This window comes from Micromonospora sp. CB01531 (assembly GCF_001905095.1).
Taxonomy (GTDB): Bacteria; Actinomycetota; Actinomycetes; order Mycobacteriales; family Micromonosporaceae; genus Micromonospora.
Genome location: NZ_LWLS01000105.1, coordinates 1 through 22916, shown reverse-complemented (window position 1 = coordinate 22916; position 22916 = coordinate 1). Strand labels below are relative to the sequence as shown.

Sequence of the window (22916 nt, the reverse complement as noted above, 5' to 3'; positions counted from 1 at the left end):
TGCTCCTGCTACCGCCGCCGGAGGCGGACCTCGAAGGCGTCCCTCAGCCCGTCGCCGATGAAGTTGAAGGCGAGGACGATGAGGATGATGGCGATTCCGGGCGGATACAGCAGCCACCAGTGGCCGCTGTAGGTGTCCGCGAGGCCGTCGGAGAGCATCCCGCCCCAGTTCGCCGCCGGCGGGGGGACACCGAGGCCGAGGAACGACAGGTACGCGACGTAGAGGATCGCGTCGGCGACCTGGAAGGTCGCGTTGACGATCACGGTCCCGATGGCGTTCGGCACGATGTGCCGGCGCACCGCCCGGCCGCCCGTGCCGCCCATCGCCCGCATGGCCTGGACGTACTCGCGGGAGCGCAGGGTCAGTGCCTCACCCCGGACCAGCCGGGCCGGCCCCAGCCAGGCGAAGGCGCCGATGATGAGGATGAGCATCGACACGCTCGGGGTGACGATGGCGGCGAGCAGCATGAAGAGGAACAGCGACGGGATCGACATCATCGCGTCGACGACCCGCATCATCGCCGAATCCGCCCACCCCCCGACGAACCCGGCGACGGCGCCCCATAGCGTGCCCAGGGCGGTGGCGAGGATCCCGGCCGCGAGCCCGACGATGATCGAGGTCTGACCGCCGAGCATGAGCCGCCCCAACTGGTCGTAGCCGACCCCGTCGGTGCCGAGCGGATTCCCCTGCTCACCCGGGGCCAGGTGTACGGCGGTGAGGTCCGTGTGCACCTGGTCGGTGTGGTAGAAGAGCGGGCCGAGGAAGCAGATCCCGGCCAGCAGGACGAACAGGCCCAGGCCCACCAGGGCGAGCCGGTTCTCGCAGAAGACGACCAGCCCCTGCCGCCAGAGGCCGCGCACCGGCGCCTCGGCCGCGTCCGCCGGCTGGTCGGGGGCGGTGCCTGGGCGGACCGCCTGGGAGAGGGTGGTCATGACGCGCTCCCGCGGAGTCGGACCCGGGGATCGACGGCGGCGTAGAGCAGGTCGGCGATGAGCGCGCCGACGACCGTCGCGATCGAGATGATGACGGTGACCCCGAGCAGGATCGGGAAGTCACGCTTCAGCGCCGCCTGCCAGAACAGCTGCCCCATGCCGGGGAAGTTGAACAGCGACTCGACGACCAACGCCCCGCTGAACAGCGCGGGCAGGTACATCCCGAGCAAGGTGATGACCGGGAACAACCCGTTGCGCAGGGTGTGCCGCAGGACGACCCGCCGCTCGGAGAGGCCCTTGCTGCGGGCGGTGCGGACGTAGTTCTCGTTGAGGTTGTCGACCATGGCGGAGCGTACGTATCGCGAGTAGACCGCGATGGTGACGATGGCGAGCGTGACCGTGGGTAGGACCAGCCCGGCCGGATCGGCGAGCACCTCCGCCACCGTGAATCCTTGCGGTGCCTCCGGCGGCAGGATCGGCCAGATCTGCGAGAAGAGGATGATCATCATGAGGCCCATGAAGAAGATGGGCGTGGCGTACGCCAGCAGCGACAGCGAGGTGATGGTGTAGTCGGGCCAGCGGTTGCGGCGCACCGCCTGGATCACCCCGAGCGGGATCGCCAGCACGATGGCGAGCAGGGTCGACAGCAGCGACAACACCATGGTCTTCGGCAGCCGCTGGCTGATCGCCTCGACGACCGACTGGTTGAGCTGATACGAGTAGCCGAGATCGCCGTGCAGCAGGCGCTGCACGTACATGCCGTACTGCTGGATCCAGGGCCGGTCGTAGCCCATCTCGTGGTTGAACGCCGCCAACTGCTCCAGCGTCGCCTCCTTGCCGAGGGTGGCCCGCGCCGCGCCCCCGGGCAGCAGGTGCAGGATGAGGAACGCGATCACCGTGACGAGCACGACGACGATGAGGGCCTGGCCCAAGCGCGTGATGAGGTACCGGACCACCTGGGCGGTTCCTCCTCCCCGGTCGGGGCTCCGGCGGCGCGGTGGGCGCCGCCGGAGCCGGGACGATCAGTGATCGATTACTTCCAGGACCAGTCCTGGAAGTACATGAAGTTCATCGGGTCCTGCGGCTCGACGCCCTGCAGACCGGCCCGGTACGCCGAGACCTGGAACACCGGGTTCGGCATCCAGAGCACCGGCAGGTCCTTGGCGAGGAAGTCGTTGTACGCCTTGAGCGCGCTCTCGTCGCCGGAGAACTGCGTGGCCTCGATGAGCTTGTCGGCCTCGGGGTTGCTGTAGCTACCCAGGTTCACCGGGGCGTCGGTGGCGAAGAGCCGCTCACCGCTGGCGAAGGCCGGGTAGTACCAGCTGCCCTGCGAGCCGAAGAAGGACATGTCCCACGAGCAGGTCGCCTCCGTCGGCTTGCAGGCCGGGGTGACCGCAACCGAGTCGGGCACCTCCTTGATGGTCAGCTGGATGCCGAGCTTGGCCATCTGCGACTTGATCTCGGCGAACATCTTGGTCGTGGCGGCGAAGCCGGTCTGGCTGGTCACGGTGAGGTTCAGCGCCGTGCCGGCGGCGATGCCGTCGCCGCACTGGTTCGGTCCGGTGCCCGGCGTCTGGCAGGTGGTCTGCCCGTCCGGGGTCACCTGCCAGCCGTGGCTCTCGAGCAGTTCCTTGGCCTTGGCCGGGTCGAACGAGTACACGCAGCCGGCGGCGTCGGTGCCGTTGGTGCCCGGCTTGGCGGGCACCGGGCCGCAGGTCGGCGCGGCCGTGCCGGACCAGATCACCTTGCTGATCGTCGGCTGGTCGATGAGCATCTGCATCGACTGCCGCAGGTACGGCTGCTTGAACAGCACCCCGGTCTTCGGGTTGTTGAAGTTCAGCTGCAGGTAGGTGACGGACCAGCCGTACCAGGGGGAGACCGTGTAGCCCTTGGACTTGAGGTAGCCCTCCTGGGACAGGTTGGCCGCCGGCACGTACCCGTAGTCGATGTCACCGGCGCGTAGCACGTTGAACTCGGCGTCGTCGCCGGTGAACGGCCGGAGCACGACCTTGGCGAGCTTCGGCTTGTCCACCCCGGAGTAGTTCGGCTGGGCGGCGAGGGTGACCTCCCCGTTCGGCACGTACTTCGCTAGCTTCCACGGGCCGCTGTTGACCTTCCACAGCTCGTTGGAGTCGTACGTCTTGGGGTCCTTCGAGGCCGCGGTGAGGAAGTCGAAGACCTTCTTCGCGCCCTCCGGCGTGCTGGCCAGGTTGCTCACGGCCGCGGTGGCGGAGTCCTTGTCCCAGACGTGCTCCGGCATCGGGGTGATCTTGTTGAGCTGGTTGTCCACGAACCAGGCGGTGTTGTACACCTCCTTTGTGGTGATCGAGAAGGTCTTGTCGTCCTTGACCGACCACTGCGCGATGTTGTCCGGGAGGCCGCCGGCCCGGTAGGACGCCCACTTGTCCTTGTTCGCCGTCACCAGGTCGTACCAGAACTGGATGTCCTTGGTGGTGACGGGCTTGCCGTCGGACCAGGTGTTGTCCTTCAGCGTGATGGTCAGCGTCCTGCCGCCGTCGCTCACCACCGGCGGCTCGGCCATCGAGCGCTGCGGGTCGATGTTGTACTGCGCGGTGCCGTCCAGCTTGTACTGGTACAGGGATCGGTACAGCGCCTGCCCGAAGATGGCGTTCTCGCCCTGGGTGAAGCCGGGTGCCGAGATCGGCAGGATCCAGTTGGGGGTACGGAAGGCGACAGTCACGGCGTCCTTGCCCTGACTCCCGCCCGCCTTCGACGAACCGCTGCCGCCACCGCAGGCGACCAGGCCCGCCCCGAGGGCGACCGCGCTGGCTACCGCCACCGCGCCGCGGAGGGCGCGCCCGGGAAATCTGCTCCTCATGAGTCTCCTCGATTGATGTGCACGTGCCCCGCGTCTCCGGGCGCCGGCGGCGGTCGGCATGCGTCCCGCCGCCTGGTGCTGCTCCTCGACGTTCGACGCGGAGAATGTAACCGCGCCGAAGTTCCTAGTCAACGAAAGTTACCCTCTTTATTCGGCGACTTTGGCCAGGGTACGATCGAAGTCGGCGAAGCATCGACCGATACTCTTCGCGTGGGCTCCGGAGCGCACCCTGCCGTGGCACTGCGACACACTGAGGCGGCGCCGGAGGACCGCCCAAACAAGGAGAGGCACCTTGGAACCATCGATCTCCGCCACCCTGCGCGACCAGACCCTCGACCTGCTGGCCAGCGGCGCGGCCACCTCGCGCGCCGACCTCATCGAGGCGTTGCAGGTCGCCCCCTCGACCGTCACCAGCGTGGTACGCCGCCTGCTCGAGGAGGGCGTCGTCCTGGAGGAGGGGGTCGGCCGGTCCACCGGGGGACGGCGCCCCCGGATCCTGCGCCTGCGGGAGACCAAGGGGGTCCTCGCCGTCGCCGAGCTGGGCGGCCGGCATGCCCGGGTGGGGTTGTGCGCGCCCGACGGCGGGCTGCGCACCACCGAGGAGGTGGCCCTCGACATCGCCGCCGGGCCCGAAGAGGTCTTCGACGTCGTCGCGGCGACATTCGCGCGGCTCCAAGCGTCGGCCGCGCCGGGCCAGGAGCTGCTCGGGGTCGGCGTCGCTCTACCGGGCCCGGTCGAGTTCCCCGGCGGCCGGCTGGTCGGCCCGGCCCGGATGCCCGGCTGGAGCGGCGTCGACGCGCGGGACCACCTCGCCACGCGCTTCCAGGTGCCGGTGGCCGTCGACAACGACGCCAAGGCGGCGGCGATCGGCGAGTACGTAACCCGGAGAAACGAGTTCGGCGACATGATCTACGTCAAGGCCGGCACCGGCATCGGTGCCTGCCTGGTCAGCGGCGGACAGGTCTACCGGGGCGGTCGCGGCCTCAGCGGCGATGTCACCCACGTACGCGTGGCGGACAGTGGCGAGCGGGAGTGCTCCTGCGGCAGCCGGGGCTGCCTGGAGACCGTTGCCAGCGGCGCCGCCCTGGCCCGCCAGTTGGCCGAGCAGGGCTCATCGGCGACCACCGTCCGGGACATCATGGCAGCGGTCAGCGACGCCGACCCGACCGTGGTGACCATGGTGCGTCACGCCGGCAGGCTGCTCGGCGTGGCGCTCTCCGGCCTGGTCAACTTCCTCAACCCCGACGCCGTCGTCATCGGCGGCGCGCTGTCCAGCCTCGACGTCTACGTGGCCGCGACCCGGGGGATGCTCTACGAGCGCTGCCTACCGTCCATGACCCAGTCCCTGACCATCGAAGCCAGCGTCGCGGGCCCCGATGCGGCCCTGGTCGGCCTCGGGCACCTGCTGCGCACGACGGCCGACGTACGACCCTCCTGAGGAGCAACACCCGTGCCCCGTCCCCTCCGCATCGCCATCGGCGGCATCCACATCGAATCCAGCACGTTCTCGCCCCACCTCAGCACCGCCCACGACTTCGAGGTCACCCGGGGTGCTGCGCTGCTGGCGCGCTACGGCTGGCTCTCCCCCGCCCAGCCCTGGGCCGCCGACGTCGAATGGATACCGCTCGTGCACGCCCGGGCCCTGCCCGGCGGGGCCGTGGACCCGGCGACGTACGAGGCCTGGGCCACCGAGATGGTGGAGCAGCTGGCCGCCGCCGGCCCGGTGGACGGCATGCTGCTGGACATCCACGGTGCGATGAGCGTCGTCGGACGCGACGACGCGGAGGGCGACCTGGTCACCGCCATCCGGTCGGTGCTCGGGCCGGAGCCGTTCGTCTCCGCGGCGATGGACCTGCACGGCAACGTCTCGCAGGTGCTGTTCGACGCCTGCGACCTGCTCACCTGCTATCGCACCGCCCCGCACATCGACGTGTGGGAGACCCGTGAGCGCGCCGCCCGGAACCTGGTCGAGGCGCTGCGCCGGCAGCGGCGCCCGCACAAGGCCCTGGTCCACGTGCCGATCCTGCTGCCCGGCGAGATGACCAGCACCCGCGAGGAGCCGGCCCGGGGGCTCTACGCGAGGATCCCCGAGGTCGAGGCTCGGGACGGCATCGTCGACGCCGCGATCTGGATCGGGTTCGCCTGGGCCGACCAGCCGCGCTGCCGGGGCGCGGTCGTCGTCACCGGCACCGACGCCACCGCCACCACCGAGGCGGCCCGCGAGCTCGGCGGGCACTTCTGGGCGGCCCGCGACGACTTCGCCTTCGTCGCCCCCACCGGCTCGATGGACGAGTGCCTCGACGCAGCCCTGGCCGCGGCCGCGGCTCCGGCCCGGCGACCCTTCTTCATCAGCGACTCGGGCGACAACCCTGGCGCCGGCGGTGCCGACGACGTCACCTTCGCCCTCGACCGGCTGCTGGCCCGCCCCGAGATCCGCGACGGCTCCCGCCGCGCCGTGTTCGCGTCGCTGGTCGACCCGCAGGCCGTAGCGCAGATCGCCGACCAGCCGCTCGGCTCACCGGTCCGGGTGGCGGTCGGCGGGCGGATCGACTCCCGGGACCCGGGCCCGCTGCCGCTCGACGGGATCCTGGAGGCGGTCGCCGACGATCCCGACGGTGGGCGGTGCGCCAGCGTACGGGTCGGCGGGCTGAGCGTCTTCGTCACGTCCCGCCGGATGCAGTACCGCCTGCTGGACTCCTACGCCCGGCTGGGGATCGCGGTCGACGAGATGGATCTCGTCGTGGTGAAGATCGGCTACCTCGAACCTGAACTGTTCGACGCGGCCGGAGACTGGCTGCTCGCGCTGACCCCGGGCGGCGTCGACCAGGACCTCGCGCGGCTGCCGTACCAGCGTGTGGTGCGACCGGTGTTTCCCCTGGACCGCGACTTCACCGCGGACCTCACCGTGGTGACCGGGTGATCGCGTGACGCAGCCCGAAGGCCGGTGCGTCCTCGCCGTCGACGTCGGTGGAACGACCATCAAGGGGGCCGTGGTCGGCGACGACGGCCGGTTCCGGCACTCGCTGACCGTGCCGTCGCGGGCGGACGACGACCCGGTCAAGGCCGTCCGGTCCCTGTGCCTCCAGCTGCGCGACGACGCGCTCGCCCTCGGCGCCACACCCGCCGCGATCGGCGTGGTCACACCGGGCCTCGTCGACGAGGTCTACGGGGTGGTGCGGTACGCCGCCAACATCCGGTTCCGGGACGTGCCGCTACGCGCCCTCATCGGGGACGATCTCGGACTGCCGGTGGCGGTCGGGCACGACGCACGGGCGGCCGGCGTCGCCGAGGCGGTGGCCGGAGCAGCCAGCGGACTGGACAACTTCCTCCTGCTACCGCTGGGAACCGGCATCGCCGCGGCGGTGGTGGTGCATGGTGCGCCGGTGCCGGGCGCGACCGGCTCGGCCGGCGAGGTCGGCCACATGCCGGTCTACCCCGGCGGGGAGCCGTGCAGTTGCGGGCAGCGGGGATGCCTGGAGGTGTATGCGTCCGCCGGCGGGCTGGCCCGCCGCTATGCCCGGCTCGGCGGAACCCCGGGGTTGGACAGCCGGGGCATCGCCGACGCGGTGGCCACCGATCGGGTGGCCCGCGCCGTCTGGGACGACGCGACCCAGGCTCTGGGGACGGCCCTGGCCACCCTGACCCTGACCCTCGACCCGGCCCGCATCGTTCTCGGCGGTGGGCTCGCCGACGCGGGCGCGCTGTTCTTCGACCCGGTACGCGACGCCCTCCGGGCGGCTCTCGCCTGGCGGACCCCGCCCCCGGTGCTGCGCTCCGCCTTCGGTGCCCAGGCCGCACAGGTCGGCGCGGCCGCCATGGCCCGACGGGAGGCCGGCCTGCCCGTTCCTGACGGCTGGGGCGCACCCGAACTCGTGCCGCCTGTCGCGTGACGGCGGCCGACCGCAACCCGGCGTCGTGGACGCCGGGGGCGGCGCCTACGCGGGCCGACTGACACCCGGGTCCGGCAGCCGGACCCGCAGCCTCGCCTCGTCCCGCTCCCCCGGGTGTGGCTGGCACGGAGCGGACAGCGGTCAGCTCTGCCGCCCGGGTGCCTGGCTCGAGCGGAGGGTGACCGCCTGGCGGAGGGCGCCCCGGCACGCCTCGACGGCGGGGTGCCGGCTGCGGCCGCGGCGTACGACGGTGAAGACCCGGCGGGTGCGCTGATCCCGGGGGAGTTGTCGCAGGATGACCGTTGGGGGCTGTCCGCTCCAGACGAGGTCGGGCAGGAAGGCAACAGCATGCCCCTGCTCGACGAGGCGAAGGTGCAGCAGGAGGTCGGTGGTTTCGAACCGTACGTCGGGTTCGAAGCCGACGTTGCGGCACAGGGTCACGGCCCAGTGCCGCGCGGTGGTGCCTTCGGGTTCCATCACCCACGGGTGGTCCGCGAGTGAGCGCAGCGTCGCCATGGGGTCGTGAGTGTCCGGGCCGTCGTCGGGCAGGGCGAGGTGAAGAGGGTCGTCGAGCAGGTCTTCCTGTTCGAGTTCGGCGGGGCGCAGGTTGGGGTTGCCGGGATATTCCTCGGCCACGACCAGGTCGAAGTCGCGGGCCTGCAGGGCGGGTAGGGCCTTTTCGGGTTCCAGCTGCGTGACGTGGACGCGCAGGTGCGGATGTTGGTCGCGCAGCAGGCCGAGCGCGGCCGGGACCAGGGCCAGGGCGGCGGTCTGGAACGAGGCGATGCGCAGTGTCCCGGTCAGCTCGGTCAGGGAGGCGGCGATCTCCGCCTCCGCACGCTCCAGGCGTTCGAGAACCGCTTCGGTGTGGGCGACGAGGATCTCGGCCTGCTCGGTCAGCTTCACCCGCCGCCCGACCGGTTCCAGCAATCGGACGCCGACCTCCGCTTCCAACTGCGAGAGCTGCTGGGAGACGGAGGAGGGGGCGTAGGACAGGGCAGCGGCGACCGCGGCCAGCGTGCCGCGGTGCTTGAGTTCGCGCAGCAGGCGCAGGCGATGCAGGTCGAACATGGACGCTCTCCTCGCCGTCGCGCAGCAACCCGCAACGGTCGGGTTTCTCGATGAGTACAGGTCGGAAACATTCGCTGGACCGATCATAGGAGTCCGGCGCACCCTGGAGCTGTGACCGAGAATGTCTCCTCCCCCGCGCTGATGCTGTGGCTTGCGCCGCCCGGCGCCCGCGCCTGGAGGTGCACACCCGCACCTGCCGAGGTGCGGAACTTCCACACCACCCTGCCCGACTACTCGCCCACGCCGCTGACCGAACTCCCGCCGCTGGCGGCGGAGCTGGGGGTAAGCCGCGTCTTCGTCAAGGACGAGTCGTGCCGGCTGGGACTGCCCGCGTTCAAGGCGCTGGGTTCGTCCTGGGCGGTCCACCGCGTGCTCTCCGCGCGGACCGTGAGCGGCGACGAACCGGTCACCCTGGTGACCGCCACCGATGGCAACCACGGCCGGGCGGTGGCCCGTACGGCGCGCCTGCTCGGGCATCACGCCCACGCGTTCGTACCGCAGGGTGTGCATCCGCAGGCGGTGGCGGCCATCGTCGCCGAGCAGGCGGAGGTGACCGAGGTCGCGGGGCCGTACGACGAGGCCGTCCGCCTGGCGGCGGAGGCCGCCGCCGCGCCGGCGGCGGTCCTGGTCCAGGACACCGCCTGGCCGGGCTATGAGCAGATCCCGGGCTGGATCGTCGAGGGCTACTCCACCCTCTGCGTCGAGATCGACGAGCAGCTGACCGCCGAGGGAATCGTCGCGGGGCCTGACCTCGTCGCGGTACCGGTGGGCGTCGGGTCGCTGGCCCAGGCCGTCATCACCCACTACCGCAGCCGCCCGTCCGGACGGGCGCCCGCGCTGTTGTCGGTGGAGCCGGCGGCCGCCGCCTGCGTCCTGGAAAGCCTCACCCACGGCGCACCGGTCAGCGTCACCACCGGCGCCACCGCGATGGCCGGGCTCAACTGCGGCACCCCGTCCAGCATCGCCTGGCCCTACCTGCACAGCGGGCTGGACGCCGCCGTCGCCATCCCCGACCCCGACAGCGCCCGCGCGGCCCTCGACCTCGCCGCTCTCGGTGTCTACGCGGGCCCATGCGGGGCCGCGGCGCTCGCCGGCCTACGTGCGGCGCTCACCGGCGTGGGGGCCGGCGAACGCCGAACGGCACTGGGACTCGATTCGGCCTCGGTGGTCGTGCTGTTGAGCACCGAGGGCCCGACCGCCAACCCGCACTCCACGCTCGATCACTGATCATCCGCAGCCCGCGGCCGCGCCGGTTGACCCGCTCGCCGCCCAACTCCACCGTCACCGACAGCTCCTGGGAGACAGACCTTGACGAGCCTCAACCCCAGCAAGATCACCGTCAACGGCGAACGCCTGTGGCAGTCGCTGATGGACCTCGCCGAGATCGGCGCGTACCACGACGAGCGCACCGGCCTGCGCGGCGTCAACCGCCTCGCCCTGACCGACGCCGACGCGGCCGGCCGCCGCCAGGTGATCGCCTGGATGGAACAGGCCGGCCTGGCCGTCCGCATCGACCAGATGGGCAACATCTACGGCCGCCGCGAGGGCACCGACCCCACCGCAGCCCCCGTGCTGACCGGCTCACACATCGACAGCGTCGCCACCGCCGGCGCCTTCGACGGCTGTCTCGGCGTCCTGGGCGGCATCGAAGTCATCCGCATCCTCAATGAACGCGGCATCACCACCCGCCGCCCCATCGAGGTCGGCATCTTCACCGAGGAGGAGGGCGTCCGCTTCGGCACCGACATGCTCGGCAGCGCAGTCGCCGCCGGTCGCCTGACATTGGAGTACGCCCACGCGCTGACGGACCGCGACGGCCGCACCCTCGGCGGTGAACTCGCCCGCACGGGCTTCGACGGCCCCGTCGAGGTACGCCTCGACGCGCCGCACGCCTACGTCGAATGCCACATCGAACAGGGCCCCGTCCTCGCCGAGCACGGGGTCGAGATCGGCGTCGTCACCGGCGTCCAGGGCATCTCCTGGCAGGAGATCACTATCCACGGTCGCGCCGCCCACGCCGGCACCACCCCCACCCACCTGCGCGCCGACGCCGGGCTCGCCGCCGCCCAGATCATCGTCCACCTGCGGTCCCTGGTCGACTCCGGCGACTACGGCGACCTGCGGGCCACCGTCGGCCACCTCATCGTCCACCCGGACCTGACCAACATCGTCCCGGCCCGCGCCGAGCTGACCGTGGACCTGCGCAACCCCGACGACGCCCAGATGGCCCGCGCCGAGGAGGCGCTGGCCGCGTTCCTGCACGACCTGGCGGGCAGCCAGCCGGGACTGTCGCTGACCACCCGGCGGATGGCCAGGACCGCCTACGTGCCCTTCGACGACGGGGTGCAGAAGGTCATCGCGCAGGCCGCCGACGACCACGACCTGGCGCACGTCTCCCTGCTCTCCGGCGCCGGGCACGACGCCCAGGAGATCGCCGCGCTCTGCCCCACCGCCATGATCTTCGTCCGCGGCGAGTACGACGGCATCAGCCACAACCCCCGGGAATACTCCACCCCCGAGGCCTGCACCCACGGCATCGACGTCCTGGCCACCACTCTCCTGCGCCTCGCCAACCAAGACTGACCACCCGGCAACGCCCCGAGCAGTGCGCGCAGCTGGTCCGGGAAGAGCCGCCGGACGCTTTCCGACTCCCTCCGGACCGGCAGGTCCGAGCGCCCGTCCGGAACCTGATGACTATGGAAGGTCCCCGATGCTCTTCGAGAGTCCCACCACTCCCGCGGCCCCCGATGCGCTGGAACCGGATGACGATCCCGGCCGCCTGCTGGCCAGGCTGATCGCCATCAACTCCGTCAATCCTGACCTCGTTCCCGGTGGCGCCGGCGAGACCGAGATCGCCGACTTCTGCGGCGCATGGCTGGGCGCCCGCGGCTTCGAGGTGCATCGACTCGAGAAGCGCCCCGGCCGGCCCTCGCTCGTCGCGATCGCCCGCGGCACCGGCGGCGGCCGGTCCCTCATGCTCAACGGCCATCTGGACACGGTAGGCGCGGCCGACTACGACGGCGACCCGTTCGATCCGCAGATCCGCGACGGCAAGATGTTCGGCCGCGGCGCCTTCGACATGAAGGGTGGCCTCGCGGCCATGATGGTCGCCGCGGTCCGCGCCGCCCGCGGTCCGCTGCCCGGTGACGTCATGCTCGCCTGCGTCGCCGACGAAGAACACGGCAGTTCCGGCACCGAGGAGGTGCTGGAGTTCGTCATCGCCGACGGGGCGATCGTCACCGAGCCGAGCCAGCTCGAAGTCACGCTCGCCCACAAGGGCTTCGTCTGGTTCGAGGTGGAGATCGAGGGCCGCGCCGCCCACGGTTCGCGGCCCGAACTCGGCATCGACGCCATCGCCAAGGCCGGGCACTTCCTGGTCGCGCTGGAGGAACTGGGCCAGCGCCTCATGGCGGGCCCGGCCCACCCCCTCCTGGGCACCGGCACCGTGCACGCCTCCGTCATCCAGGGCGGCGAGGAGGCCTCCACCTACCCGGCGCACTGCCGCATCACCCTGGAGCGCCGCACCGTCCCGGGGGAGAGTTCCGACCGCGTCGAGCGCGAACTGACCGCCATGCTCGACCGCCTGGCCGCCACGGTCCCCGACTTCCGCTACCGGCTGACCCGCGGCCTGCACCGCGAGCCCTTCGAGGCCGACCCGGAGGCACCCGTCGTCCGCACCCTGGTCCGCCACGCGGAACGGATTCTCGGACACCCGCCCGTGATACGCGCCGAGTCCTACTGGACCGACTGCGCCCTCCTGGACCGCGCCGGCATCCCCTGCCTGCTCTTCGGCGTCGACGGCGCTGGTGCCCACGCCGCCACCGAATACGTCGACCTCGCCTCCCTGGACCGCCTCACCGACATCCTCACCAGCACCATCGCCGACTTCTGCTCCTGAGCCGTCAACGGACCCAGGAGTATCTCGGCAAGCGGGCCGGTGTCGCAGGTGCGGTGGCTTATGGTGAAAAGCCGGAATGGCCACTGTAGTCGCAGATGCGGGCGACGCGGGCGTCCCGATCAAGCCAGTAGAACCTTCACGTTGTCCAGCCGAAGGGTGGACCGATGCCTGCGAGGACGTTGCCGAGCCCGGTGCCCGCGGCGTGCAGCCGCTGCTCGGCACTTCAGGCCCGGCCATCTGCGGGGCCGACTGGTGCCGGTGTCGCCATGACCGACGCCGGGCGACCCGCCAGCGCTGGTGCCGCCCGCGTCGGCAGGCTCGTCGGGCGGAACGCCCGCGGCGTCGACCGCTGCTGAGATGGACTGGGCTGGATGGGCGTTGTTCGGGTTGGTCGCCACCACGGCGCTCACCGCGGCGCTGATCACCGCTCAACTGGCAGGTCTCACTCGCCTCGACTTTCCGCTGGTGCTCGGGACCCTCGTCACGGAGGATCCCGACCGGGCCCGGGTCGTCGGGTTCTTCCTCCACCTCGGTGCCGGTCAGGGCTTCGCCCTCGGCTACGCGGCCACGTTCGCGCTGCTGCACCGCGCCACCTGGTGGATCGGCGCGCTGCTCGGGCTGCTCCACGTCGGGATCGCACTGACGGTGCTCCTGCCGCTGCTTCCAGGTGTCCACCCACGCATGGCCTCGCAGCGGGCCGGCCTGGCCAGCACCGCGGTGCTGGAGCCACCCGGCCTGTTCGGCCTCAACTACGGCATCCAGACTCCCGCGGTCGCGGCTGTCGTCCACGTCATGTACGGGGTCGTCCTCGGACTGCTCCTCAAGGCCGATTGACGTGACGAGCCCTCCACCCTCGGCGCCGATCAGCGACTACGGTCTGCTGGGCGACACCCGCACCGCTGCCCTCGTCGCCAGTGACGGCCGACTCGACTGGCTCTGCGTGCCCCATTTCGACGGTGAGCCCCTGTTCGGCCGGCTAGTCGGGGGCCCGGAGGCGGGAACCTTCCGGGTCGGCCCAGCCGGGCCGGCCCCGGTCGTCGAACGGCGCTACCGTCAGAACACCGCCACCCTGGAGACGACCTGGGCAGTCAGCAACGGCCGCCTCACCCTCACCGAGGGCATGGTGGCCGAGATCAGCGGCCACCTGCTGCCCACGAGCATGATCGTTCGGCGCCTGTCGGCCGAGGACGAAACGGTCGACGCCGTCGTCGAGTTCAATCCCCGCCTCGGCGTACGACACCGCCGGCCCCGAGTCCACCAGCGCCGGCAGGCCCTGTGTGTGAGTGGGGATCGCTCGCCGTCTCGCTGGGCAGCGCACCCAAACTCACCATCGAACCGGGTCGGCCCACCTCGATCACGGTCAGCCCAGGCCGTCCGGTCACTCTCGTGCTGGCCGTGGCCCACCGCGAACCTCTCATCCACGTCGAGCCGGCAGCAGCCTGGAACCTGCTCCTCGAGGACGAGAGCCGATGGCGGGCCTGGACCGCCGAAATCGACGAATCGCTGCCGTTCCGGGAACACGTCGCACGAAGCCTGCTGACCCTGCGCCTGCTGACCTACTCACCCTCGCAAGCCCTGGTAGCCGCACCCACAACGTCACTGCCCGAGGACCCCGGCGGGGTACGGAACTGGGACTACCGCTATGTCTGGCCCCGGGACGCCAGCATCGGCGTCAGCGCCTTCCTCAGCGTCGGCAAGCCCGAGGAGGCCCACGGTTTCCTCGCCTGGCTGCTGCGCGCCAGCCGACTACAGCGACCACGCCTGCCGGCAGTGTTCACCCTGCACGGCCGCCACGTACCAGCGGAACGGGAAATGCCCGACTGGCCCGGCTATCTCGACAGCGCCCCGGTACGGATCGGCAACGGCGCCACCGGCCAACACCAACTCGACGGCTACGGCTGGGTGATCGACGCCGCCTGGGCGTTCGCCCAGAAGGGACAGCGCCTCTGGCCAGAGACATGGCGGGCGATGCGCGGCCGCGCCGACCTGGTCGCCCGGTGCTGGCAGGACCCCGACGCCGGCATCTGGGAGGTCCGCACACCCGCCCAACACGTCCATTCCAAACTCATGGGCTGGCTCGCCCTGGACCGAGCCCTACGCATCGCCGACACCCACCCACTCCCAGACCGCCAACGCCGACGCTGGCAGAAAGCACGAGAGGCCATCGCCACCGACGTCCGCACACACGGCTTCGACCCAACGGCCAGCAGCTACGTCCGCAGCTACGGCTCCCCAGACCTCGACGCAGCCCTACTCGTCCTGCCACTGCTAGACATAGACAACGCCGAATCACCCCGCGTGCACGGCACCATCAACGCCATTCGAAACCGGCTCTCCGCCGGCGGCCCCTCCTCTACCGGTACCCACCAGGACGCGACGGCCTCCCCGGCACCGAAGGCGCCTTCCTGCCCTGCTCCTTCTGGCTCGCGCAAGCCCTCGCCCGCACCGGACGCCACACCGAAGCGGTCGAACTGTTCCAAACCATGCTCCACCACGCCAACCCACTCGGCCTCTACGCCGAAGAGATGGACCCCACCACCAAAGCCCACCTCGGCAACTACCCCCAGACACTGACCCACGCCGCACTCATCCAAGCCGCACTCGCCATCCGAGACGCCCCCGCAGATGTGCCTGGATCCGGCTGACCGCTGGAAACGCTCCGCCGACCGCCGCCTGACGTCAGGGTGCTGCGGTGGCCGCGGCTCCAGGGTGTCTCTGGACAGGTGCACGGCCAGCGCGAGGAGGATGACGACCAGTGGTGCGACCACGGCGTACGCCGGGAGCCAGCGCGCTGGGGCAGCGGCAACCCCGAGGAGTGCGGCGCCACCGGCCCGCGGAAGCCAACCGGTGCCGGTTTCGACCCGAAGTACCCTTCCCGGCTCGCCGCTGGACGGCGTTCTGGCCACCTTTTGGATACGTCCGTCGGTCGCCTTGGTGTACGGACAGCTGTCCTGCCAAGCCGAGGGCTTGTTGCGGGGAGCCTGCGGGTCGAGTACGTTTCGGCCACGCCGTCGAGCTGGAAGGAGGTCAGAACAATGTCCGATGTTCTGCGCCTCGTCCGCGTCCCGGCGTTCACGCGGATCTGAGCCCGGGGCGTTCGCTTTCCGGAGGATCACCCGTGACCGATCTGGTCATCCGCCCGCTTGTCGCGGGCGAGGAAAGTTTGTTCGAGTCCATGCCCGATCCGTTGCCTCAACTGCGACAGGTCAGTTACGCCGACGGGATCGCCGGTGGCGGTTACCAGCCCGAGAACACCTGGGTCGCCATGCGAGCCGGCCGCGTCATCGGCCGGGCGGCCTGGCTCCTTCCTCCGGGTGCCGTCGGCGCCCCGTGGCTGGAGCGGTTTGACCTGGACGCTGAGCCAGAGGCGGGTGCCGCGCTGCTGCGCGCCGCGCACGAGGCGCTCGGCGGTCCCCAGAAGTACTACGCCGCCATGCCGGCACACTGGCGGCGCCGACCGGAGGTACTCGCCGTGGCCAAGGTACCGATGGCGGCGGCCCGCCTCGCCGGGCTGGTCGAGCGCGGGGAGCGGCTGAGATGCTCCTGTGCGGGTACACCGCTGCCGGCGACCTCCGGGCGGTACACGTTCCGTCCGGCCGTCGACGCGGCGGAGATCAACGCGATCGTCGCCCGAGTCGTCGAGCCGGACGTGTTGACCGGAAAGGAGATCGCGCGGGCGGTGGGCGGAGTGGACTTGGCGACCGACCCACTGGCCTGGCTGAACAGCACCGCCGGAGATTGGCGCATCGCGTCAGACGCCGGGGAGCCGGTCGGCCTGGTCGGCACGGCCGGGGATGCCTGCTACCCGCTCATCGCCTACCTCGGCCTGCTCGACGACGCCGTCCGAGGCGAACTGCTGGCCGAGGCGGTAAGGGTGCTGGCCACCGGCGGCGCCCGCGAGGTGCTGGCCGACGTGGACGCCCACCGGGTCGCGGTGCTGGCAGAGGTGGAACGGACCGGGTTCCGGCAGTTGCGGTCCCGGGTCATCTTCGAACCCGCCGCCAGAACGCCGTCCGGTTCGGCCATGACGCCCGGCTCAGCGATCGCAGCCGAGCCGGCAGGTCCAGGAGCCGGCAGCCGTTGACTCGGCTCCCGTCCCACGGGCCCGGGACGGGCACGGCCGGCCTCGGAAGGCGTTAGGAGAAGATCACGGATGGCTGGCCAGGGGCGGGGCAGGCCCCTGGCCAGTCTGTCGTGGCTCTTCGGCGTGGTCCGCGGCTTGGGCTGCCCTTGGCGGTGCCGGTGGCTGCTGGACCGGTTGGCGCTGACCACCTGATCCGCCCGCCCACCGGGGGCGTCAGCCCGAGGCCGTCGCTCGAACCCCGTACCGTTCAGCTGCGCGCGCCTTGGCCTTCGCAGCCTCCACCTCGCGGTCGCGGGGAGGCGCCTTCGTCACAAGGCTGTCCAGCAGGGTACGGGTGGCCGCCGTGACAGCGCGGACCGCCTCGTCGAACGCCTCCTCGTTGGCCGCGGACGGCCGCGTCGCGCCGCTGACCTTGCGCACGTACTGGATGGCGGCCGCCTCGATCTCGTCATCGGTCGCAGGTGGCTCAAAATTGTGGAGCACTCGAATGTTCCTGCACATGCCTCCACGATGCCACGGCCTTGGCCACCGCGAGCTTCCCTGGGGCTACGTTTCGGGTCTGCGTCGCGGTGCGGCTACTGCCTGAGCGGCCGCGCTGACCGCAGGAAACGGCCAGTTGGCTCGCGGTGATCTCGCACGGCGCGGCGTTGACCAAGATCGCCGCGGTGGCGCCACTGTGTGTCAACCTATCCGGTCGAGTTCGGTCAACGCGTCCTCGGGAAGGGGCAGCGCGGCAGCGGAGACGTTTTCGCGCAGGTGTGCGACGGATGAGGTGCCGGGGATGAGCAGGATGTTCGGGGAGCGCTTGAGCAGCCAAGCCAGCGCGACGGCCATCGGTGTGGCGTCGAGGCGGGCGGCGACAGCGTTCAGTTCTTCCGACTGCAGTCGGGAGAAGCCGCCGAGCGGGAAGTAGGGCACGTAGGCGATGCCCTGCGCGGCCAGGGAGCCGATCAGGGCGTCGTCGTCCCGGTTTGCGATGTTGTAGTAGTTCTGCACGCACACGACCGGCGCGATGGACTGTGCCTCGGCGAGCTGTTCAGAGTTGACGGTGCTGAGACCGAGATGCTTGATCAGGCCCTCCTGCTGCAGCTGCGCGAGGACCGTGAACGGCTCGGCGATGGAGCCGGGAGCGGGCCGGTCGAACCCGCCGACGCGCAGGTTGACGACGTCGAGCACGTCGAGCCCGAGGTGGTCCAGGTTGTCGTGCACGGCTTGGCGCAGCTGCTCGGGAGCGAGTGCCCGTGGCCAGTTTCCCTCGGCGTCACGCAATGATCCGACCTTCGTCACGATGTGCAGCTCGTCCGGGTATGGGTGCAGTGCTTCCCTGATGATCTCGTTGGTGACGTACGGGCCGTAGAAGTCGGCGGTGTCGATGTGGTTGATGCCCAGCTCGACGGCCTCGCGCAGCACGGCCACGGCCGCGTCGCGGTCGGTCGGCGGGCCGAAGACGTGCGGGCCGGCCAACTGCATCGCGCCGTACCCCATCCGGGCGACCGTCAGATCCCCAGCGGGAACGCCCCGCCGGGAAGCGCCGATGTCACGAGAAATCCCTCTCCATGTGGTCGCAAATCCGTGAGCTTCCCGCCGACGCCGCCACCAAACCGCGGCGGCGTCCAGCCGGCGGTCCTCGGCGCGGTCGCTGGTGCCGGCGCCGGCATGGTCGGTCTCGGGGTCACATATTGATACGGTGCCCCGTCCTGGCCGGCCCCAGGCGGCTCCGGGCGACACTCGACCCCGGTTAGCTGTAGCTACGGGCGAGGTTTGTCGCGCGCCAGGACGGCCAGGCGTGCGGCCAGGTGTCGGGCCAGTCGTCGCCCCCTTGGCCGGCACGGGGAACACCGCCGTTCGCCGACTGCCTGACCTGCCTGGCGATGCGCTCTGCGATGTCGGCGACGTCGGCGGCGGTCAGAGGCACCCAGTTGTCGAACCTGGCGTCCACCGCCTCCTCGACCAGCGTCGCGCTGCGCTGCTCAGGTACGCCGGCGGCGTTGAGGAACCAGGTGAGGACCCGCCTGCACCAGCCTTGCCATGCGTCGTCATCCTCGATGCGAGCCACGGTGGTGGTCAGCAGATGGGCGGTCGCAGCTTCCCAGATGGGGACGGTGTCGGCCCGCTCGGTCGTTCCCTCGAGACGAAGCGAGGGCCGGAACCGGTCGAACCGCTCCGCCAGTTCCTGCAGCCAACGCTGCCATCGAACGATCTCGTCGGCAACCATGAGCAGTGTCTCGGCCGCTGAAGTCGCGATGGGTGCGAAGAAGTCCCATCTCCTGACCGGCCTGCCGCGATAAAACTCCACACCAGGCGACCGCGACCAGTGCCAGCCGTACGCCCAACGGCCGTAGCGGTCGACGAGGGCTTGGGTCACCGCCATGTTCCACCGGAACGCGTCCTCGCGCGCGGCACAGTATTCTGACCATGCCGCTTGCTGCGTAAGGGACGGCACGGTGGGCGGAACGGGAATGGCACCGGGGGCGCCAACGATTGCACGACGGTCAACACCCCGGCAGGGTCGAACGGATGTTGCGCCGGGTTGACGTCCGCCCATCCCACCAAGCGCGGCCGGCGTCGATCCCACGAGCTGTCGGTTGCCATTGCTGACATCCTATGAACCCCGACTGGGCCGCACGGAGATCAGCAGCTGTTCTGATCTGACCCCGATGAACCGCTGAGCTGCAACCGCTCGCGTAGTCGCCGCGCTCCGCGGCCGCGTACACGCCCCGGCCGCCGGCCCGCCGCGGCTGCGCGCGGCGACTCCCGAGCGCGCGATGCGTCGAGCCGATTGCGCCGTGGTGATATGCACGAACTCCGCCATCGCCGGGGATGGTAGCCGGCCGGCGGCGGTGATGATCACGAGTTTTCGAGCGCGCTACGGAAGCGGAAATTCACGCCACGTCGACCACCCTGCTCACGACCCATGCGTGCTTGCCAACCTGCCGGCCGCGGGTGAATCCGAACTGCTCGAACAGTTCGACGGTCGCGCTGAACAGGAAACGGCCTGGCGCCTCACGGCCGGTGGTCACCTCGGAGATGGCCTCGACGAGGCCACCGCCGGCATGGGCGATGTGGTCGAGGGCGCCTTCCAGCTCTGCGCGGGCGATGCCTTGCCGGCGATGTTTCTTGTCGATGTAGAAGCAGGTGATCCGCCAGTCCGGGCTCGGCGGTTCATCCTTGTCGTATTCGCGCCTGTGTTTGATGCGCGGTAGTTCCGCGGGGCTGCCGTACTGGCACCACCCCTGCGCGGTGCCGTCCTCGTCGAGGACGAGCGCGGCGTGAGCCCGACCTGTCCGGACCCGGTCCTCCTTGGCCGCGCGGTAGCTGATTCCCTTCTGGCCGCACTCCGGGTGGTAGCCAATGCACCAGCATCCACCGAAGATGCCGTTGTTGCGCTCGACAAGCTCCGCGAATGCGTCCCACGTCGAGGCGTCCAAAGGTCGGATCGTGTATGGCATCGGGTGGCTCCTTTCGCGCGTCACATCTTCCCGGGGCGCGACCTGAACGCCCACAGCCGCTTGCCACTTGGTCGGTCGATGCACTGCCATGACCTCGAGAAACGTGGCCGAAGCCGGCAGCAGGGCACGCCAGGTGTCCAGCCGCCGGCGCCGCGGTGGTCAGCCCTCGGCAGCCGCTGCGGCAAGGAGCCGGGCGAGTTCGACCGACTTGGTCACCATGGGCCAATGACCGGAGTCGATGTCGACGAAGTCAAGGTGCTTGGCCTTCGCGAGCTCGGGCACGTCACCGGCCTTGATCCACTCCTGGGCTTGGGCAGGGGTGAACTCGGGGCACACGAGCACGACCGGGACGTCGAACCGCCGCTCGTCGGCCAACCGCACGACGCCTTTGGCCACCCCCTCGGGGACCGGAATCGCCGCGGACGCGATGGCTCGCCTGGCCTCCTCGTCGAGGTCCGCAGAATCTGGCCCCTCGAAGGGTCCCCAGCCGGGGAAGGGCATGACGCCATCCTTCAGCTCGAAGAAGTCCGCATAGGCCTCCCCGTCGGTGGACGGGAAGCCCCCGATGAGGACGACTCTGGCGACCTGCTCCGGTCGCGCGTCAGCGGCCAGCCAAGCCAGGGTGCAGGCGGCGGAATGCCCCACCACCATCAGCTTTCCCGATGCCGAGTCCACGGCGGCGACGACCGCTGCCAGCTGGTCGTCGAGCGTGGCGGACGGGGATCCGTCACCCTGGCCCGGGAGGGTGAGCGGTACGGGGCGATGGCCGAGTGACTCGAGTGCGGACGCGACGTCGTCCCAGACGGATCCGTCGAGCCACAGGCCAGCGGCGAGCAGGATCTCCATGATCAGTTCCCTTCTTCCAGTGCGGTCAGATCACGTTCGGCATAGCGCCGGTGCTCCCATTCCTCGGTGAGGACGACGCGGAGACACTCCTTGACACGGAGGCGGTCAAACCGGGGCCATCCCGGCTCGGTGCGAGTCACCTCGGCGGCCAGCTGCTCGTCGGTGAGCGACGCGATGACCCGACCGACTCTGTCCTGGCGTTCGCGCCGGACCGTGAGCACCTCGTCGAGCGAAGGTCGTGCCTCCCGGTCCCAGGGGATGCCGTCCCACCCGGGCGCCTCGTCCCACGGCAGGTCCAACGGGTGCCACGGCGATGCGTTGCCGAGGATCATCCGGTCCACCCAGGCAGCGCTGGCGAAGTTGAGGTGCCGCAGGGTCTGGATGAAGGACCACTCGTCGTCGACGCTGCGGTGGAGCGCCGCTTCGGGGAACGCGCTCGCCCGCGCGACGGTGCCCTCCCACAGCCGCTCCAGGATTGCCCACGCCGCACGAAACCCGTCGCTGTCGTCGGGGCGCATCCGCATTCGGTCTGGCATGCGACGGTTCAGTTCGGCGTCGACGAGCGGCGCGATGTCGACGCCATTCACGACGACGTTCTGCAGCTCGCCGCTGATCTCGATGTCGACGAGCTCGACGCCGCGCATTCGGCAGCGGTTGAACAGGGCGCCGCGGACCTGCACCCCGGTGAGGTCGACTGCGCGCATGCTGGCGTCGTTGAGGGCCACCTGGGTGAACGTGGAGCCTCGGAGGCTCACGCGCTCGAAGCGCGCTCCGGTGAGGTCCTGCTCGCGGAACTCGATCACGACATCACGCTAGGGCCAGTTCCGGACGATCTACTTCCGGTTCATCTCGTGATTTCCTAGCCTGCTCGTGTGCCGACCGATCCCAGCCCCACCGCAAGAGCGCTACGTGCCCTCGAGATCCTCCAGACCCGCGCCGGCACGACCGCCGACCAACTCGCCGAGCGGCTGGGTGTCACGGAGCGGGCCGCGCGCCGGTACGTCGGGATCCTCCGGGAGGCGGGCATCCCCGTCGAGTCGGCCCGGGGCCCTCACGGCGGGTACCGACTCCGGCGCGGAACACGGCTGCCCCCGGTGGTCTTCACCCAGGCCGAGGCACTTGGTCTGGTCATGGCGGTGCTCGACGGCCAGCCGGCCGCCGCCGACGTCGACGACCTCGTAGGTTCTGCCCTCAGCAAGGTCATCCAGGCCCTGCCCGAGAGCGTCGGCCGGCAAGCGGCCGCGCTGCGACAGCATGCGTCAGCCGCGCCCGACCGCTACTCGGCCCGTCCAGATCCTGCCACCACCAGCGCACTCGTCGCTGCCGTCGCGGCCCGACGCCGCGTGCTGCTCACGTATCGGAGCGAGACCGGCAACCAGTGGGACGCCGAGGTGGACCCCTGGGCGGTCGTCGTCCGCCACGGGCGCTGGTACGTCCTGTGTCATTCCCATCGGGTCGACGCGATCCGCACCTACCGCGTCGACCGGGTCCGCGCGGTCCAGCAGACCACGCGCGAGTTCGAGCCGCCCGACGACCTCGACCCGGTTGCCGCGCTGGAGGAGAACCTGGGCATGGGGTGGGAGTTCCCCACCCATGTGGTGTTCGACGCTCCGCTGGCTGAGGTGGCCCCGTGGATCCGGCCTCCCATGGGACGGCTTGAACCATCAGGAGACGGGTGCGTGCTCATCGGCAGCACGAGCAATCCAACGATGTATGCCCAGGAGTGGTTGGCGAGTGTGCCGTTCGCCTTCCGCGTCGTTGGCGGACAAGAGCTCCGTGCCGCGATCGCGACGCTCGCGGCGCGTTTCGCTGCCGCCCTGCCGGGCCGGCCTGCGATGTCGAAGGATACGGCTGCCGCTGATCCATGCATCTAACTAGATCCTTGGGTTCGAGAATCTGAACAACTG

20 protein-coding genes and 1 pseudogene are annotated in these 22916 nt (G+C 70.5%); 11 read left to right on the top strand and 10 right to left on the bottom strand.

Features of this window, described 5'->3' with window-relative positions:
* Nucleotides 1-8 precede the first annotated feature (8 nt).
* The 3 genes from A6A27_RS31755 to A6A27_RS31745 form a co-directional block, all read right to left on the bottom strand.
* Nucleotides 9-932, bottom strand: a complete 924-nt coding sequence (locus tag A6A27_RS31755; RefSeq protein ID WP_073838330.1) for an ABC transporter permease — start codon at nucleotides 930-932, stop codon at nucleotides 9-11.
* The gene (locus A6A27_RS31750) at nucleotides 929-1888 is read right to left on the bottom strand and encodes an ABC transporter permease (protein ID WP_073838329.1); all 960 of its coding nucleotides are present in this window, start codon (nucleotides 1886-1888) and stop codon (nucleotides 929-931) included. The genes A6A27_RS31755 and A6A27_RS31750 overlap by 4 nt, the downstream gene beginning before the upstream one ends.
* Before the next feature lie 77 nt (nucleotides 1889-1965).
* Entirely contained in the window at nucleotides 1966-3771 is a 1806-nt protein-coding gene (locus tag A6A27_RS31745; protein WP_073838328.1) for a peptide ABC transporter substrate-binding protein, read from the bottom strand.
* Nucleotides 3772-4063: 292 nt separating this feature from the next.
* Here A6A27_RS31745 and A6A27_RS31740 point away from each other — a divergent pair, with 292 nt between their 5' ends.
* Genes A6A27_RS31740 through A6A27_RS31730 form a run of 3 tightly spaced genes read left to right on the top strand, consistent with a single transcriptional unit; the run spans nucleotide 4064 to nucleotide 7661 of the window.
* Nucleotides 4064-5209, top strand: a complete 1146-nt coding sequence (locus tag A6A27_RS31740) for an ROK family transcriptional regulator (protein ID WP_073838327.1) — start codon at nucleotides 4064-4066, stop codon at nucleotides 5207-5209.
* Nucleotides 5210-5221: 12 nt separating this feature from the next.
* Nucleotides 5222-6691, top strand: coding sequence for a M81 family metallopeptidase (locus A6A27_RS31735; protein ID WP_073838326.1), 1470 nt, complete (start codon nucleotides 5222-5224; stop codon nucleotides 6689-6691).
* Between the two features lie 4 nt (nucleotides 6692-6695).
* Nucleotides 6696-7661 (top strand): ROK family protein, encoded by a 966-nt coding sequence (locus tag A6A27_RS31730; RefSeq protein WP_073838325.1) that lies wholly within the window; start codon nucleotides 6696-6698, stop codon nucleotides 7659-7661.
* Nucleotides 7662-7802: 141 nt separating this feature from the next.
* Here A6A27_RS31730 and A6A27_RS31725 read toward each other — a convergent pair whose 3' ends face one another.
* Complete coding sequence (locus tag A6A27_RS31725) at nucleotides 7803-8732, bottom strand: LysR family transcriptional regulator (RefSeq protein WP_073838324.1); 930 nt, start codon at nucleotides 8730-8732, stop codon at nucleotides 7803-7805.
* Between the two features lie 111 nt (nucleotides 8733-8843).
* On the opposite strand from A6A27_RS31725, the gene A6A27_RS31720 reads away from it, so the two are divergent.
* The 7 genes and pseudogenes from A6A27_RS31720 (at nucleotide 8844) to A6A27_RS31695 (ending at nucleotide 16714) form a co-directional block, all read left to right on the top strand.
* A complete protein-coding gene (locus tag A6A27_RS31720) occupies nucleotides 8844-9959 on the top strand; it encodes a diaminopropionate ammonia-lyase (protein ID WP_198940528.1) in 1116 nt (371 codons plus the stop codon).
* Between the two features lie 81 nt (nucleotides 9960-10040).
* Nucleotides 10041-11315, top strand: coding sequence for a Zn-dependent hydrolase (locus A6A27_RS31715; protein ID WP_073838323.1), 1275 nt, complete (start codon nucleotides 10041-10043; stop codon nucleotides 11313-11315).
* A 127-nt stretch (nucleotides 11316-11442) separates the two neighbouring features.
* Nucleotides 11443-12630, top strand: a complete 1188-nt coding sequence (locus tag A6A27_RS31710) for an ArgE/DapE family deacylase (RefSeq protein WP_073838322.1) — start codon at nucleotides 11443-11445, stop codon at nucleotides 12628-12630.
* Nucleotides 12631-12987: 357 nt separating this feature from the next.
* Entirely contained in the window at nucleotides 12988-13464 is a 477-nt protein-coding gene (locus tag A6A27_RS31705; RefSeq protein WP_073838321.1) for a hypothetical protein, read from the top strand.
* Between the two features lies 1 nt (nucleotide 13465).
* Nucleotides 13466-14170 carry a trehalase-like domain-containing protein gene (locus A6A27_RS47765; protein WP_443190020.1) on the top strand — a complete coding sequence of 235 codons (705 nt, stop codon included), beginning with the start codon at nucleotides 13466-13468 and terminating at the stop codon, nucleotides 14168-14170.
* Nucleotides 14077-15275, top strand: a pseudogene (locus A6A27_RS31700) (glycoside hydrolase family 15 protein). The gene A6A27_RS47765 and the pseudogene A6A27_RS31700 overlap by 94 nt, the downstream one beginning before the upstream one ends.
* 473 nt (nucleotides 15276-15748) lie before the next feature.
* On the top strand, nucleotides 15749-16714 hold the full coding sequence (locus tag A6A27_RS31695; protein WP_241825539.1) for an acetyltransferase: 966 nt from the start codon (nucleotides 15749-15751) through the stop codon (nucleotides 16712-16714).
* 213 nt (nucleotides 16715-16927) lie between these two features.
* Here the strand turns inward: A6A27_RS31695 and A6A27_RS31690 are convergent, their stop codons facing one another.
* The 6 genes from A6A27_RS31690 to A6A27_RS31665 form a co-directional block, all read right to left on the bottom strand.
* Nucleotides 16928-17215, bottom strand: a complete 288-nt coding sequence (locus tag A6A27_RS31690; protein ID WP_073838320.1) for a DUF2277 domain-containing protein — start codon at nucleotides 17213-17215, stop codon at nucleotides 16928-16930.
* A gap of 180 nt (nucleotides 17216-17395) precedes the next feature.
* Nucleotides 17396-18199, bottom strand: a complete 804-nt coding sequence (locus A6A27_RS31685) for an oxidoreductase (RefSeq protein ID WP_143194271.1) — start codon at nucleotides 18197-18199, stop codon at nucleotides 17396-17398.
* Between the two features lie 253 nt (nucleotides 18200-18452).
* Complete coding sequence (locus A6A27_RS46410; protein ID WP_241825538.1) at nucleotides 18453-18929, bottom strand: hypothetical protein; 477 nt, start codon at nucleotides 18927-18929, stop codon at nucleotides 18453-18455.
* A gap of 667 nt (nucleotides 18930-19596) precedes the next feature.
* Nucleotides 19597-20163, bottom strand: a complete 567-nt coding sequence (locus A6A27_RS31675) for a GNAT family N-acetyltransferase (RefSeq protein WP_073838319.1) — start codon at nucleotides 20161-20163, stop codon at nucleotides 19597-19599.
* Between the two features lie 159 nt (nucleotides 20164-20322).
* Complete coding sequence (locus A6A27_RS31670) at nucleotides 20323-21009, bottom strand: alpha/beta fold hydrolase (protein WP_073838318.1); 687 nt, start codon at nucleotides 21007-21009, stop codon at nucleotides 20323-20325.
* 2 nt (nucleotides 21010-21011) lie between these two features.
* Nucleotides 21012-21812, bottom strand: a complete 801-nt coding sequence (locus A6A27_RS31665) for a DinB family protein (protein ID WP_073838317.1) — start codon at nucleotides 21810-21812, stop codon at nucleotides 21012-21014.
* A 69-nt stretch (nucleotides 21813-21881) separates the two neighbouring features.
* Here A6A27_RS31665 and A6A27_RS31660 point away from each other — a divergent pair, with 69 nt between their 5' ends.
* The gene (locus A6A27_RS31660) at nucleotides 21882-22883 is read left to right on the top strand and encodes a helix-turn-helix transcriptional regulator (protein WP_073838316.1); all 1002 of its coding nucleotides are present in this window, start codon (nucleotides 21882-21884) and stop codon (nucleotides 22881-22883) included.
* The last annotated feature ends 33 nt before the right edge of the window (nucleotides 22884-22916 follow it).